Annotated in this window: 14 protein-coding genes; 5 read left to right on the top strand and 9 right to left on the bottom strand. The window is 60.8% G+C overall.

Features of this window, described 5'->3' with window-relative positions; all coding sequences use genetic code 11:
- Positions 1 to 317: 317 nt before the first annotated feature.
- The 4 genes from OKB87_RS12350 to OKB87_RS12335 all read right to left on the bottom strand — a co-directional run bounded on the left by OKB87_RS12350 (position 318) and on the right by OKB87_RS12335 (position 4921).
- Positions 318 to 1661, bottom strand: a complete 1344-nt coding sequence (locus tag OKB87_RS12350) for an APC family permease (RefSeq protein WP_187267676.1) — start codon at positions 1659 to 1661, stop codon at positions 318 to 320.
- Positions 1658 to 1783: a hypothetical protein gene (locus OKB87_RS12345; protein ID WP_257622350.1), complete on the bottom strand. Its 126-nt coding sequence runs from the start codon at positions 1781 to 1783 to the stop codon at positions 1658 to 1660. The genes OKB87_RS12350 and OKB87_RS12345 overlap by 4 nt, the downstream gene beginning before the upstream one ends.
- A 235-nt stretch (positions 1784 to 2018) precedes the next feature.
- Positions 2019 to 3308, bottom strand: coding sequence for a 4-aminobutyrate--2-oxoglutarate transaminase (gabT, locus tag OKB87_RS12340; RefSeq protein WP_270827608.1), 1290 nt, complete (start codon positions 3306 to 3308; stop codon positions 2019 to 2021).
- Positions 3309 to 3457: 149 nt separating this feature from the next.
- On the bottom strand, positions 3458 to 4921 hold the full coding sequence (locus OKB87_RS12335; protein WP_270827607.1) for an NAD-dependent succinate-semialdehyde dehydrogenase: 1464 nt from the start codon (positions 4919 to 4921) through the stop codon (positions 3458 to 3460).
- Between the two features lie 310 nt (positions 4922 to 5231).
- Between OKB87_RS12335 and puuR the strand changes: the two genes are divergently transcribed.
- Together puuR and OKB87_RS12325 are read left to right on the top strand one after the other, a co-directional pair.
- Positions 5232 to 5843 carry an HTH-type transcriptional regulator PuuR gene (puuR, locus tag OKB87_RS12330; protein WP_187267673.1) on the top strand — a complete coding sequence of 204 codons (612 nt, stop codon included), beginning with the start codon at positions 5232 to 5234 and terminating at the stop codon, positions 5841 to 5843.
- 51 nt (positions 5844 to 5894) lie between these two features.
- Entirely contained in the window at positions 5895 to 7172 is a 1278-nt protein-coding gene (locus tag OKB87_RS12325) for an NAD(P)/FAD-dependent oxidoreductase (protein ID WP_270827606.1), read from the top strand.
- A gap of 95 nt (positions 7173 to 7267) precedes the next feature.
- Here OKB87_RS12325 and OKB87_RS12320 read toward each other — a convergent pair whose 3' ends face one another.
- The 3 genes from OKB87_RS12320 to OKB87_RS12310 all read right to left on the bottom strand — a co-directional run bounded on the left by OKB87_RS12320 (position 7268) and on the right by OKB87_RS12310 (position 8990).
- Positions 7268 to 7747 (bottom strand): hypothetical protein, encoded by a 480-nt coding sequence (locus OKB87_RS12320; protein WP_268015362.1) that lies wholly within the window; start codon positions 7745 to 7747, stop codon positions 7268 to 7270.
- Positions 7744 to 8445, bottom strand: a complete 702-nt coding sequence (locus tag OKB87_RS12315) for a winged helix-turn-helix domain-containing protein (protein WP_270827605.1) — start codon at positions 8443 to 8445, stop codon at positions 7744 to 7746. Before OKB87_RS12315 ends, OKB87_RS12320 begins: the two co-directional genes overlap by 4 nt.
- A 353-nt stretch (positions 8446 to 8798) precedes the next feature.
- Positions 8799 to 8990, bottom strand: coding sequence for a hypothetical protein (locus OKB87_RS12310; protein WP_270827604.1), 192 nt, complete (start codon positions 8988 to 8990; stop codon positions 8799 to 8801).
- 413 nt (positions 8991 to 9403) lie between these two features.
- Here OKB87_RS12310 and OKB87_RS12305 point away from each other — a divergent pair, with 413 nt between their 5' ends.
- Positions 9404 to 9745: a DUF805 domain-containing protein gene (locus OKB87_RS12305; protein WP_270827603.1), complete on the top strand. Its 342-nt coding sequence runs from the start codon at positions 9404 to 9406 to the stop codon at positions 9743 to 9745.
- Between the two features lie 69 nt (positions 9746 to 9814).
- On the opposite strand, the gene OKB87_RS12300 is transcribed toward OKB87_RS12305, so the two are convergent.
- Positions 9815 to 10315, bottom strand: coding sequence for an SRPBCC family protein (locus tag OKB87_RS12300; RefSeq protein WP_270827602.1), 501 nt, complete (start codon positions 10313 to 10315; stop codon positions 9815 to 9817).
- A 186-nt stretch (positions 10316 to 10501) separates the two neighbouring features.
- On the opposite strand from OKB87_RS12300, the gene OKB87_RS12295 reads away from it, so the two are divergent.
- Both OKB87_RS12295 and OKB87_RS12290 read left to right on the top strand, forming a co-directional pair.
- Positions 10502 to 10924, top strand: a complete 423-nt coding sequence (locus OKB87_RS12295) for a GNAT family N-acetyltransferase (protein WP_270827600.1) — start codon at positions 10502 to 10504, stop codon at positions 10922 to 10924.
- Positions 10925 to 11332: 408 nt separating this feature from the next.
- Entirely contained in the window at positions 11333 to 11743 is a 411-nt protein-coding gene (locus tag OKB87_RS12290; protein WP_017410727.1) for an H-NS family histone-like protein, read from the top strand.
- Between the two features lie 582 nt (positions 11744 to 12325).
- On the opposite strand, the gene OKB87_RS12285 is transcribed toward OKB87_RS12290, so the two are convergent.
- Positions 12326 to 13432: a 3-deoxy-7-phosphoheptulonate synthase gene (locus OKB87_RS12285; RefSeq protein WP_270827599.1), complete on the bottom strand. Its 1107-nt coding sequence runs from the start codon at positions 13430 to 13432 to the stop codon at positions 12326 to 12328.
- Between the last annotated feature and the right edge of the window lie 99 nt (positions 13433 to 13531).

Here is a 13531-nt window from a genome sequence, read left to right as displayed (position 1 = left end):
ATATCAATTCCGGTACAAAGTCCGGCCTCTTGGTGAATGTGGTTTTCCCCTAAAAAACGAAGAACCGATGCTGCAAAAAACATCGGCTCTCAGGGGCGGCGTATTGTGCCCTCAGGGGGGGGAGGAAACAAGCAAAAAAGCCCCGGTCGGGGGATTTTGTTGACCTGGGTCAGGTTGGGCTGCGCCACCGGGCTGGCAGCCAGTGTTGACGGGGGCTGCAGCGACGCAGGCCCAGCGCGAAAATGGCTGTTGCGCAGGGCTGACAGGGGTAAAAAAAAGCGCCCGCAGAGGGCGGGCGCGGTGAAAGCAAAGAAGGCTCAGGAAGCGTCGGTTTCAGGACGGCGCAGCTGGACCCGGAACACGGTGAGGCGCAGCAGCAGATAGAGGGCGCCGAGAGCGGCCCAAATCAGCCCCAGCTCGAAGGAGGCTGGCTCCAGGTTGAGCCAGAGCACGCCGATGCAGGCGGCTCCGCACAGGGGCAGCAGCAGGAACATCAGATGGTCCCGCAGCGTCTTGTTGTGACCGAGCTTGACGTAGAAGTGGGCGATCACCGCCAGGTTGACGAAGGTGAAGGCCACCAGGGCACCGAAGTTGATCAGCGCCAGCGCCATCTCCAGGTCGAATGACACCGCCGAGAGGGCCAGTACCCCCACCAGCAGCACGTTCAGGGCCGGGGTCTGCCAGGTCGGGTGAACGTAGGCGAAGAAGCGGCTCGGCAGGGCGCGATCCCGCCCCATCACGTAAAGCAGGCGTGACACGCCGGCGTGGGAGGCGAGTCCGGAGGCCAGCACCGCCACCGTGGTGCAGACCAGCACCACCGCCTGGAACAGCTTGCCGCCCACATAGAGGGCGATCTCCGGCAGCACCGCATCCGGTTGCTGGAAGCGGGAGATGTCCGGGAAGAACAGCTGCAGGAAGTAGGAGACGGAGATGAACAGCACGCCGCCGATCAGCGCCGTCAGCACGATGGCGCGGGGGATCACCCGGGAGGCGTCCGGGGTCTCTTCGCTCAATGTGGTGATGGCGTCAAAGCCGAGGAACGACAGGCAGAGAATGGAGGCGCCGGTGAGCAGGGGGGCCATATTCATGTGCTCGGAGAAGAAGGGACGGCTGCTCGCCACCGTGCCGAGCCCTTCTCCATGGTAGACACCCCAGGCGATGAGGCCGATGAAGACGGCGATGATGCTGAACTGCATGATGACGATCAGGCTGTTGAAGTTGGCCACCAGCTTGATGCCGCGCAGGTTGAGCAGGGTCATGACGGTGGCCAGACCGAGAATGTAGGTCCAGGGTTCCACGCTCGGGAACAGGGCCTCCATGTAGATCTTGGCCAGCAACATGTTGATCATCGGCATGAACATGTAGTCGAGCAGGGAGACCCAGCCCACCATGAAACCCACGTAAGGGTGAAACACCTTCTGGGCATAGGTATAGGCGGAGCCTGCCGAGGGAAACTTGCGTACCAGGTGGCCGTAGCTCATGGCGGTGAACAGCATGCCGATGAGGGCGAACAGGTAGGCGGTGGGCACATGGCCTTCGGTGATCTCGGTGACGATGCCGAAGGTGTCAAACACGGCCATGGGGGTCAGGTAAGCCAGCCCCATGATGACCACGTGCCACAGTTTGAGGCTTTTTTTCAGGCCGACGGGTTGGGCATTCATTGTGCTTTCCCCTCAATCCGGGCCGAAGGGATCAGGCTGACGGTATCAACCTGGGCATAGGGGGCGCCAGAGAGGCGGCGCAGACCGGCGTGTGCCGGCAGGAAAGCAGTGAAATACCCCATGGTGTTCCTCACTAGAGAAGCGGGTGTCGTGAGATGGCAACCCATCTCGCTATCATTTCCGGTCGGTTCCGGCCTCGTTGTGGATTTGTTTGCCGTAAAAAAAGAACCTGACTCAGCAAGTGGTCGGTCCTTTGTTGCGGCGGCGCATTGTGCATTCGTGTTGCCCCCTTGACAAGCATATCAAGGGGGCAAAAACGCATTTTTTTGCACTGATGAGCGGATGTTGCGGTTCTGATCAGTCCTGGGCTGCCAGCAGGGCCTGTTCGAGCAGATCCAGCCCCTCGTCGATGAGGGCCGGCGAGGCCGTCAGCGGCGCCAGGAAGCGGATGACGTTGGCGCGCACGCCGCAGGCCAGCAGCACCAGCCCGCGCTTGCCCGCCTCGGCCACCAGTCGCTTGGTGAGGTCGGCATCTGGTCTGGCCGCATCGCGCTGCTTGACCAGCTCCATGGCTACCATGGCGCCGGGGCCGCGGATGTCGCCGATACAGTCAAAGCGCTCCGCCAGCTGCTGCAGGCGGGCCTTGATCTGCTCGCCCTGAGCCTGGGCCCGTTGGTTGAGCTGCTCCTCTTCGATCACCTCCAGCACCGCCAGGGCAGCGGCGCAGGCGATGGGGGAGCCGGCATAGGTACCGCCCAGACCACCCGGCTTGGCGGCGTTCATCACCTCCGCCTTGCCCACCACGGCGGAGAGCGGGAAGCCGCCAGCCAGGCTCTTGGCCAGGGTCATGATGTCCGGCTCGATGCCGGCATATTCGGTGGCGAAGGTCTTGCCGGTGCGACAGAAACCGCTCTGGATCTCGTCGCAGATGAGCAGGATGCCGTGCTGATCGCACAGCTGGCGCAGGCGCTGCATGAAGCTGGCGGAGGCGGGGTAGAAGCCCCCTTCACCCTGCACCGGCTCGATGATGATGGCGGCCACCCGGGTCGGTTCGATATCCGAGCTGAAGCAGAGATCCAGCGCGGCCAGCGCATCGGCCTCGCTCACCCCCAGGTAGTCGCTCGGGAAGGGCAGGTGATAGACCTCTCCCGGGAAGGGGCCGAAGCCGGTCTTGTAGGGCACCACCTTGCCGGTGAGCGCCATCCCCATCATGGTGCGGCCGTGAAAGCCCCCCTTGAAGGCGATGGTGCCGCTGCGACCGGTGTGGGCACGGGCGATCTTGATGGCGTTCTCCACCGCCTCGGCGCCGGTGGAGAGAAACAGGGTACGCTTCGGGGTGGGGCCGGGCACCAGGGCATTCAATTTTTCCGCCAGCTCGATATAGCCGGGATAGGGGGTGACCTGGAAGCAGGTGTGGCTGAATTTTTCCAGCTGTGCGCGCACCGCCGCTACCACTTTCGGGTGGTTGTGGCCGGTGTTGAGCACGGCGATGCCGGAAGCAAAATCGATGTAGCGGTTGCCCTCCACATCCCACAGCTCGGCATTTTGCGCCCGCTCGATAAACACCGGCAGCAGGGTGCCGACGCCGTTGACCACGGCCGCTTCACGGCGCGCTTGCCACGCCTTGTTTGATGCTGACTGACTCATCTTTCCTCCCTGAGGGGCCGGGGGCCCCTGTCTCAATGTGGCGAGGCCCCCTTGGGAGCACTCACTTCGTCCTTGTGAATTGATATGGCTGCGCCGGCGGGGGACGGGCCCCTGTTGCAGGCCCGGCCGCCGGCGCAAGATGTGACTGCCTAGCGGATGCCACCGAAGCAGAGGTATTTGGTCTCGAGGTACTCCTCCAGCCCCTCGGCCGCCCCTTCACGACCGAAGCCCGACTCCTTGATGCCGCCAAAGGGGGCCAATTCGGTCGAGATGATCCCCTCGTTGATGCCGACCATGCCGTATTCGAGCTGCTCGGCCACCCGCCAGACGCGGGCGATGTCGCGGCCATAGAAGTAGGCGGCGAGGCCATATGGGGTGTCGTTGGCCAGGGCGATGGCCTCGGCTTCGGTCTCGAAGCGCACCAAGGGCGCCACCGGGCCGAAGATCTCCTCCTGCAGGATGGGGTTGGCTTTATCGACCTTGCCCAGAATGGTGGGCTGGTAGAAGAGCGGGCCGGCGGGATGGGCTTCGCCCCCGAGCAGCAGCTCGGCGCCGGCGGCGGTGGCCTGTTTGACCAGCTCGGCCACCTTGCTGGCGGCGGCCGGGTTGATGAGCGGGCCTATCTGGGTGCCCTCGCTCATGCCGTCGCCCACCTTGAAGGCTTTGACTGCGGCGGTGAGCTTCTCGACGAAGGCGTCGTAGATGCCGGCTTGCACCAGGATGCGGTTGGCACAGACACAGGTCTGGCCGGCGTTGCGGTATTTGGAGGCGAGTGCGCCGGCAACGGCGGCGTCGAGGTCGGCGTCGTCAAACACGATGAAGGGGGCGTTGCCACCCAGCTCCAGCGACAGCTTCTTCATGGTGTCGGCGCACTGGCGCATCAACAGCTTGCCGATGCGGGTGGAGCCGGTGAAGGAGAGCTTGCGCACCGTCTTGTTGTTGCACAGCTCGTTGCCCACCGCTGCGGCCTGATGGCTTGTGACGATGTTGATGACTCCGGCCGGGATGCCTGCCTGCTCCGCCAGTGCCGCCAGCGCCAAGGCACAGAGCGGGGTCTCGGCGGCCGGCTTGATGACGATGGTGCAACCGGCTGCCAGCGCCGGGCCCGCCTTGCGGGTGATCATGGCGATGGGGAAGTTCCAGGGAGTGATGGCGGCGACCACCCCCACCGGCTGCTTGATGGTGGCCAGCCGGCGATCGCTGGAGAAGCCTGGAATGGTGCGGCCGTAGGCGCGTTTGCCCTCTTCCGCGAACCACTGGATGAAGCTGGCGCCGTAGGCCACTTCCCCCTTGGCCTCGGCCAGCGGCTTGCCCTGCTCGCAGGTCATGATGCGGGCCAGCTCCTCCTGGTTGGCCATGATGAGCTCGAACCAGGCGTAGAGCCGGTTGCTGCGCTCCTTGGCGGTGAGCGCGGCCCAGCCGGGCTGGGCCGCGTGGGCGGCGGCGATGGCGCGGCGGGTGTCACCCTCGTCCATGTCGGGCACCTGGGTAATGACCTGACCGGTGGCCGGGTTGTGCACCTCGAACCGGCGTCCGCCGCCGGCTTCACACCAGCGGCCATCTATATAGGCAAGGGATTTGATCAGGGAGAGTGCGGGTTGTGATGCTGACATAGATAGCAAGCCTCGATTGTGGGTCAGGGGGCCGGCTCATCCTGTGCCGCCACCGTATAGAATAATAAGCACAGGAAGACCATAAATTGAGCCGAAATGTTTTTCAAGTGTTAAATATATTTGAGTAAACTGTGTCTCGCGTGCTAGAAATGGAGCTGTTGGAGCGATTTTACCGGTTTTTGCGGTGCAGGGTGTGCAAAATAATGAACGGCATGTGCTGTGCAGGATAACAAACAGGCCGGTCAGGTTGACTCGCTATTTTAACCGGGTGCCCAGCTGGCACCTGACAGGCACACAGGGAGGTGGCCGAATGCAGCAATCACAGGGCGAGACGCGCTGGCAGTCCATGACCGACAACCCCATGACGGACAAGAGCGTGGCGCAAAGCATGGGCGAGCGTCTGGCGGCGACCCGCCGCCGGCTCGGGCTCTCCCAGCGGCGGGTCGCCGAGCTGAGCGGGCTGACCCATGGCGCCATCTGCATGATAGAGCAGGATAAGGTGAGCCCCTCGGTGGCCTCTTTGCAAAAGCTGCTCAGCGTCTATGAGCTGCCGCTGTCGCGCTTCTTTGCGGAAGAGGAGGGCGGTACGCCGAGCGTGGTGATCAAGGCCGAGCAGCTGATCGAGCTGGGCAGCCAGGGGGTCTCCATGAAGCTGGTGCACAACGGCAACAACCGCCGCCAGCTCGGTTTCATGCTGGAGACCTACGCCCCCGGTACCGACACGGGCGGCCAGGTCACGCATCTGGGGGAGGAGGTGGGCACCGTGCTGGAGGGGTCGGTGATCCTGACGGTGGCGGGCCAGGCTTATCCACTCAGCGCCGGGGACAGCTACGTGATCGACACGGGCGAGCCCCACAGTTTCAGCAATCCGTCGGGGCAGGTGTGCCGCATCGTCAGCGCCCACACCCCGGCCAACTTCTAGTGCCGAGACATCGTCTCGTTTGGGAAAAGAACCGGTAAGGAAACAGGGATCATGACCGAACATGTAAACAGTTACTACGCAGCCAGTGCCAACAAACACGCACCCTATCCGACGCTGACCGAACAGCTGGAGTGCGACGTCTGCGTCATCGGGGCGGGTTATACCGGCCTCTCCAGCGCGCTGCACCTGGTGGAAAAGGGCTATTCGGTGGTGGTGCTGGAGGCGGCCCGGGTGGGCTTTGGCGCCAGCGGTCGCAACGGCGGCCAGATCGTCAACTCCTACAGCCGCGATATCGACACCATAGAAGCGAACTGCCCGCCAGATCAGGCCAGGCTGCTCGGTTCCATGCTGTTTGAGGGGGGCCAGATCATCCGCGAGCGGATCAAGCGCTACAACATCCAGTGTGATCTGCAGGAGGGCGGGGTGTTCGCCGCCGAGACCGAGAAGCAGCTGCACGAGCTCAAGGCGCAGCAGGCGCGCTGGGAGAAGTGGGGCAACGACAAGCTGGAGCTGCTCGATGCCGACGGCGTGCGCGAGGTGGTGGCGAGCGATCGCTACGTCGGCGCCCTGCTCGACAAGAGCGGCGGCCACATCCACCCCCTCAACCTGGCGTTGGGGGAGGCGGAGGCTATCCGCTTGCAGGGTGGCAAGATCTTTGAGCAGTCCGCCGTCACCAGCATCACCCCGGGCACGCCTGCGCTGGTCAAGACCGCCAAGGGGGCGGTAAAGGCGCGCTTCGTGGTGGTGGCCGGCAACGCCTACCTCGGCAATCTGGTGCCCGAGCTCGCCAGCAAGAGCATGCCCTGCGGCACCCAGGTGATCGCCACCGAGGTGCTGGGAGAGGAGCGGGCCCGCTCGCTGCTGCCGCAAAACTACTGCCTGGAAGATTGCAACTATCTGCTCGACTACTACCGTACCTCCGGTGATCACCGGCTGATCTATGGCGGTGGCGTGGTTTATGGGGCGCGAGATCCGGCGGACATCGAGCGGCTGATCATTCCCAAGATGCTGAAAACCTTCCCCCAGTTGGCGGACGTCAAGGTGGAGTACACCTGGACCGGCAACTTCCTGCTCACCCTGTCGCGCCTGCCGCAGTTTGGTCGCATCGGCCCCAACATCTACTACATGCAGGGCTACAGCGGCCACGGTGTTACCTGCACCCATCTGGCGGGCAAGCTGCTCTCCGAGGTGTTGAGCGGCCAGGCGGAGCGCTTCGATGCCTTCGCCAAACTGCCGCACTACCCCTTCCCCGGTGGCCGCCTGTTCCGGATCCCCTTCACCGCCGCCGGTGCCGCCTGGTACACCCTGCGCGACCGGCTGGGAGTGTGATTGCCAGGCAGTCCATAGCAACAACAAGGCCACCCTGGGGTGGCCTTGTTGTTTGGCTGCTTAGTGACTTGTGAGCCCTGGCGGCGAGTCAGTGGTTACTGCGCTCGCAGCGGGGTGGCCGGCCAGAACTTGTGGTAGAAGTCGAGCCAGCCCTCCAAGTGGCCCTGCAATAGCTCGGGGTGGGGCGAGTGCTGGAAGATGGCGATCTGCTCTGGCGTGATCATCTGCCAGCCGTAGTTGAGGGGCATGCTGAAGGTGCCCTCCACCTGATTGATGTCGCTCAGCGCCGATTGCTTGTCGGGCCGCTCGATGAGGGTGCGATCCGTCACCAGGAAGATGAGCTGGTTGCCGAGCACCGCCTGATAGGCGCTCACCATCCACTTCGCCTTGGTGTAGCGGTCGCGCTCGATGACGGTGAACTTCCCGGCTCGGCAGACGGCGTAGTAATCCGCCTCCTTGGAGGCGAGGTGCATCTCGTAGTTGCAGCCCAGGCTGTTGATGAGCACCAGGCCCACCAGCATCATGCCGGTGGCGCTGAGCCCGAAGAGCAGGCGGATCAGGGCGGCGCGTTTCATGGCTTCTTTTCCTCGAATTTGGCCTGTTCTTCCCCGACCATCAGCCAGATCTCGCCTGCTGCCGGAGTGGGCAGACGAGATGCCGCTTTCTGGGTTCGGCAGAGCGTGCCCTGACCGGCCGGTTCGCAGCGCACCGAGACCCAGGTTGCGCTCAGATAGAGGCCGGTGAGCAGCAGCAAGGCGAGAAACAACCCCATCACCCCGAGCAGCAGCCGTTGTTGCCAGCGTGGCAAAGGGATGGGCACGGCATCCCGGGAAGCGGCAACGGGCAGGGCGGCGACAGGCTCGTCCACCTCCGGCAAGGGCGCTGGGTCGGCAGGTTCGCTCAGGGAGGGCGTGCTGGCTGTGGGGATGACCTGCATGGCGGCGGGCGACAACATCAACAGATAGCCCTGGCGGGGCAAGGTGCGGATCACCGCCTCCTGCTCCGGGGTATCCAGATAGCGGCGCAGGTTGGCAATGGCCACGGGCAGGGAGCTGGCACTCACCGGTCGCCCGTCCCAACCGATGGCGAGTAGGGTCTCCTTGCTGTGCAGGCTGCCGGCATGGGTCAGGAAGAAGTGCAGCAGACGCGCCTCCGCGGCAGACACGCGCACGCTGGTTGGGTTTCCATCCTGAGAGCGGGTCAGGGTGAGCTGTTTCGAATCCAGAACAAAGCGACCGAAGGCATGCAGGTGAGGGGCGTGATCCGGATCCATGGCGCGGTGATCGTCTCGCAGATGATGTTGCTTATTAATAGGTAGAGAGTGAAATCTGACGGGGGCGCTACCCCTTGTCAAGGGATAGATGGGAGCCGCAGAGGTTGGCTCCCCACGAGTGTTAGAGGCAAGGGGCGGGCACCGGATGAACAGCTGCTCGCCCCGTGGCAGGATGGTGCTGCTCAATGGACTACATACATGCCGAGCAAGGTGCCAGCAGCACTGAAGCAACACGCGAAGAAGGTGTCAGACGGTAAAAGAGGCGTGTTTGCCATGCTCGTTTCGCCAACCATCGACCAGCTGAAATACATATTCAGTCAGTGTGGCAGTAGCTTCACTTCCCTGTTCACTATTTAATTGATTGCGATTGAAAAAATTGTTGCTGTCATCATTCCTTTTATTTTTATGCTGATGGTCAGCGTAATAACCGAGGGCGCCGGCAGCCCCGCATCAGTGGCGCCAACAAGCGCATTATGGCTCTTTATATTCTGGCGGCTGGTGCTGGGAAGGCTTGATGAGATCATCAATGCCAAACATGGTCGCATATTTAAATCCTGTGAGTCAGGAGGGGTTATAACCTGATGTTGTGGCCTGCAGAGTAACTGGCCGGTTCAGTTAAATGCCAACGAAAGATCATTATTAAAAACCATTAAAATACATAAAATCAATTGGTTATACTCATTCCGCTCCATTGCGGCACCAAGTCTGGCGGTGCTGCCATGTCAGGCGTTGCTGGCCAGCCGGCTGCGGGCAGTGGAGGGCTGGTGCAGTATTGGTAACCAGTGTGCAATGCGAGCTAGCCCGTTAATAGTTTTTAATAATGTTTATTGTATTGCCGGATAGCAGCTCATCAATATATTTTCAAATTGACTCGCTTTGACTCGAATGTTGAAAAATAACGGCAAGAGAAGATTGCCCTTCAACCCATCAGCTATCTGGCAATGCCAAGAGGTAAATTATGAACTGGTATTTCAATGCATTTAAAAACTATTTCAATTTCAGCGGGCGGGCATCCCGCCAGGAATATTTCATGTTCCTGCTGATCAATACCGTGATATGCGTTGCCCTGTCGCTGGTGTTCAACGCCCCTGAGCAGCTCAATTATCCCTTGGGTGTATATGGCTTGCTGACGCTGATCCCGACCGTGGCGCTGGGGGTACGCCGCTTGCACGACACCAATCGCACCGGCTGGTATCTGCTGGTGGGGGCCATTCCGGTGTTGGGTTTCCTGATCCTGCTCTTCTTCAAGCTGCAAAAAGGCTCGACTCTGCCCAACCGCTACGGGGCCGCCCTGCTGTGAGCCCGTCTGCACCAACCTTGCATAAAGAAGAACACCGCCAGCTGGCGGTGTTCTTCTTTATATGGGCTTTTATTGAGCCAGGGATTTCAGTTGCTGCTTGTCCGGCGGGTTGTTCCAGTCGATGGGGCCGTGGGTAAAGCGGTATTGCAGGCGCGGCAGGCTGGTTTCCAGCCACTCTTCGCGAAAATAGGCGTAGCCCTGATCCCAGTCCGGGTCGTTGGCCCAGCCGGTTTGCAGGAAGTAGAGCCGGGTGCCCTGGCCTTCCGGCACAAACCGTAGGCTGACCTGGGTCTTCTGCAGGCGGATGTGGGGCAGGGAGGGCGGGAAATTCCAGCTGAAGCTGAGCAGGTCGTGGGGCATGACGGCCATCACCCGGCAACCTTCGCTGCCACGTTCACCCAGCGGGGCATCGGGTCTGAAATAGATTTCGAAGGGACCATTCGGTTCGGGCACCATCAGGCACTCCGGCGCCAGAAAACTGCGCAGGCCACTCTCGGTTGTCCAGGCGCGCCAGACATCGTCGATATGGGCCGGAACAAAGATGTTGCCTTGTATCTGCTTGTTATCCATAAATCAGCGAGCCTCAAACCATCCATACATGGGACTCAGGCAGTATAGCCCCATGGCTTATGAAATGGACAGAGGTGTGTCACACCCCTGCCATCGCCGAGAGACTATTATGCCCGTGCGATTTGACATGGTGCCTGTGTTCCATCGAGAGTGGGGTCAGGCAGTCACAATGACAAGGACGCTTTGATGATCAGAGTCATGCAAGAGACGGATATTCCCCAGTTGGCACAGCTGTTTCTCAAAGGGCGGCGGCAGACGTTTCACTGGGTCGATCCCGCGCATTTTCGGCTGGAAGATTTTGACGAGCAGACCCGGGGCGAGCAGATCTGGGTAGCCGAGCAGGGGGGAGCGCCTTGCGGGTTTGTCTCCATCTGGGGAGATGAAAGCTTCGTTCACCACCTCTATGTCTCGGCCGACTGGCATGGGCAGGGGGTGGGGCGTGCCCTGCTGAGTCACGGGTTGGCCTCTTTTCAAAAGCCCGCCTCGCTCAAGGTGGCGGCCCACAACACTGCGGCGCTGGCCTTTTATCATCGATTGGGGTGGCAAAATACGGCAGAAACCGGCCACTGCGAGATCACCGGCTCTTGGCGGCGGTTGATCCTGGAATAGTGGGCAAGATCCCTGGGTCTATTCCATCAGGCGGTCTGAGAGGGATCCCCGGCAGTGTCGGCTGCCGGTAATATATAGTGTCAATCGTCTACCTTGAGTCTCATGTGGGTGAGTCAGGTTTTAACAACCGTGGCCAATTGTAAAAATAGCGGTCGTAACTGTGATGGAAAATATAACGGGGCACATCTGCGCTATTTGCCATACCCGGTATGGGGAATTGCATGGCAAAAGATGAGCTGGCGTGACGTAATGGGGAATGGCTGAATAAAGTCAGCGGTATATTCAGCCGCTCTTTTTTGTTAAGAAAGTGACAGCGGCTATAAAATCATTATGTTGTCATCAAACAGCCGTGCTATTCTCAAGCTGTGTTATCCCTGTGACAAACAAAAATAATTCTGTGAGGAAGTAATGAACGAGTTTCTGAAAGTTCTGCTGAACATTCGCAGCCTGCGCGCTGCCATCCGTGAATTGCCGTTTGAACAGCTGCAAGAAGCAAAAGAAAAGTTCGAGCTGGTATATAACGAGCGTGCCGAGTCTGTTGAACAAGAGCGTGCCGAACAGGAAGAGCGTCAGCGTAAGCTGAGCGAGTTCACTGAAATGCTGCAGCAGGCCGGTATCGATCCCCGTGAGCTGCTGAACAGTGCCGCCGCCCCGGCTGCCGCTGCTGGTGCGACCAAGAGCAAGCGCGCCCCGCGTCCTGCCAAGTACAAGTACCAGGAAGATGGCCAGGAGAAAACCTGGACCGGTCAAGGTCGCATGCCGAAAGCCATTGCCGAACAAGTGGCACTGGGCAAGGATCTGAATGATTTCCTGATCTGATCCACGGGATCAGTCATGAATGATGCCGCCCATGAGGCGGCATTATTATTTGTGCTCACCAAAAATATCTTCTGTCAATTCCCCAACTCCCCTGATACGACCTTGCTGTGTCACATTCAGACCGGTGCTCTGCATGCCAATTGGTCGCCCCATGATGGAACGATTAATTGCAGATGGTCGTACCGATGGTTCCCCGTGCACGCTTTTGTTGTCATCGTGATCATCGGAATGTCAGCCATATCTGGACTCATATAGCCCGTCAGGTATTAGCTGGCTGACGATGTGGCAATGGGAAAAGCACTAAGTCAGTCGCAAGGCGTGCCTCATTTTTGTTCCGCAACGCGCTGGATTTTACGGTGTGGTTATCTTCTCTGACTCGGGGGAACCGCTTGTCTGCGGCGTGCAGTGGGTAATACCTGAGCCAACATATTATTAATTCCAGCCGGATCCGAATGTCAGCGTACTTTGCATGGAAAAAGAGTGAGCTGGTCATTTAATCGGTAGACCAGAGCGGTCGACAGGGCAGGAATATCGGCAAAATAATAAGGCTCCCGTTGTGGGAGCCTTATTGCTGATGGTCGTTCAACTTGCCAACTGGGCATGCCAGCGGGCGGTGTCCGGTTGTGCCCGACCAGGGTGCAGGCGCCGTGTCTCGACGGCCTCTGCCAGCATGGCGAGCAGGGTCTGGGTATCGTCCCAGCACAGACAAGCATCGGTGACCGACTGGCCATATACCAGCTCGGTCAGCGGCGCCGGTTTCTGGCTGCCCCCCTGCAGGAAGCTCTCGACCATGACGGCGGCGATGGTGTCGCTGCCTTCCCCCAGCTGGCGGCAGAGCTCTCCTGCTACCCGGATCTGGTTCTTGTGCAGTTTCTGGCTGTTGCCGTGGCTGCAATCTACCATCAGCCGGGGCGTGAGCCCCTGCCGTGCCAGTCGCTCGGCCGCCTCTTCCACGTCGCTCTGGTGATAATTGGGGCGGGTGCCGCCGCGCAAGATGATGTGGCCGGCCGGGTTGCCCTCACTCTTGATCACCACCATGCCGCCCTGGCTGCCGGGGGCGGTAAACAGGTGGGAGGCTTCGCTGGCCTGGATGGCATCGATGGCCACCCGGATGTTGCCATCGGTACCGTTCTTGAAGCCGATGGGACAGGGCAGGGCCGAGGCCAGCTGCCGGTGCACCTGTGACTCCGTGGTCCGGGCGCCGATCGCTCCCCAGCTGATGAGATCGGCCAGGTAGAGGAAGCTGGTGGTATCGAGAAACTCGGTGGCGGTGGCCAGCCCCAGCTGGTTGATGTCGAGCAGCAGCTGGCGTGCCAGCTGCAGGCCATGGCCTATGTCGTTGCTGCCGTCCAGATGGGGGTCGAACACCAACCCCTTCCAGCCCACCGTGGTGCGGGGTTTCTCGAAATAGGTGCGCATCACGATCTGCAACCGATCCCGATAGTCGTGGGCCAGCACCGCCAGCCGCCGGGCGTAATCGAGGGCGGCGAGGGGATCGTGAATGGAGCAGGGACCGATGACCACCAGCAGGCGATCGTCTTCCCCGCTCAGGATCTGGCGAACCTGCTGACGGTGCTGATCGATCCGGGTTGCCAGGTCGGCGGGACATGGGTGAAGTGCCAACAGGTCGGCAGGAGTGGGGAGAGCCTCCACCGCGAAGGCGCGCATTACCGAGTTCAAGACTGCCATCTGGATTACCTTGCTGTGCAAATGGAGTGAATGACGTGCACTCCACACCGGGACCCGGGCGAGGGAGCTGCAATGGGGCGTCATCACCTGTTATTGTTG

The organism is Aeromonas sp. Y318-1, from assembly GCF_027706125.1.
GTDB lineage: Bacteria > Pseudomonadota > Gammaproteobacteria > Enterobacterales > Aeromonadaceae > Aeromonas > Aeromonas hydrophila.
The sequence above is the reverse complement of the archived record's forward strand: the minus strand, read 5'-3'. Positions and strand labels throughout refer to the sequence as shown.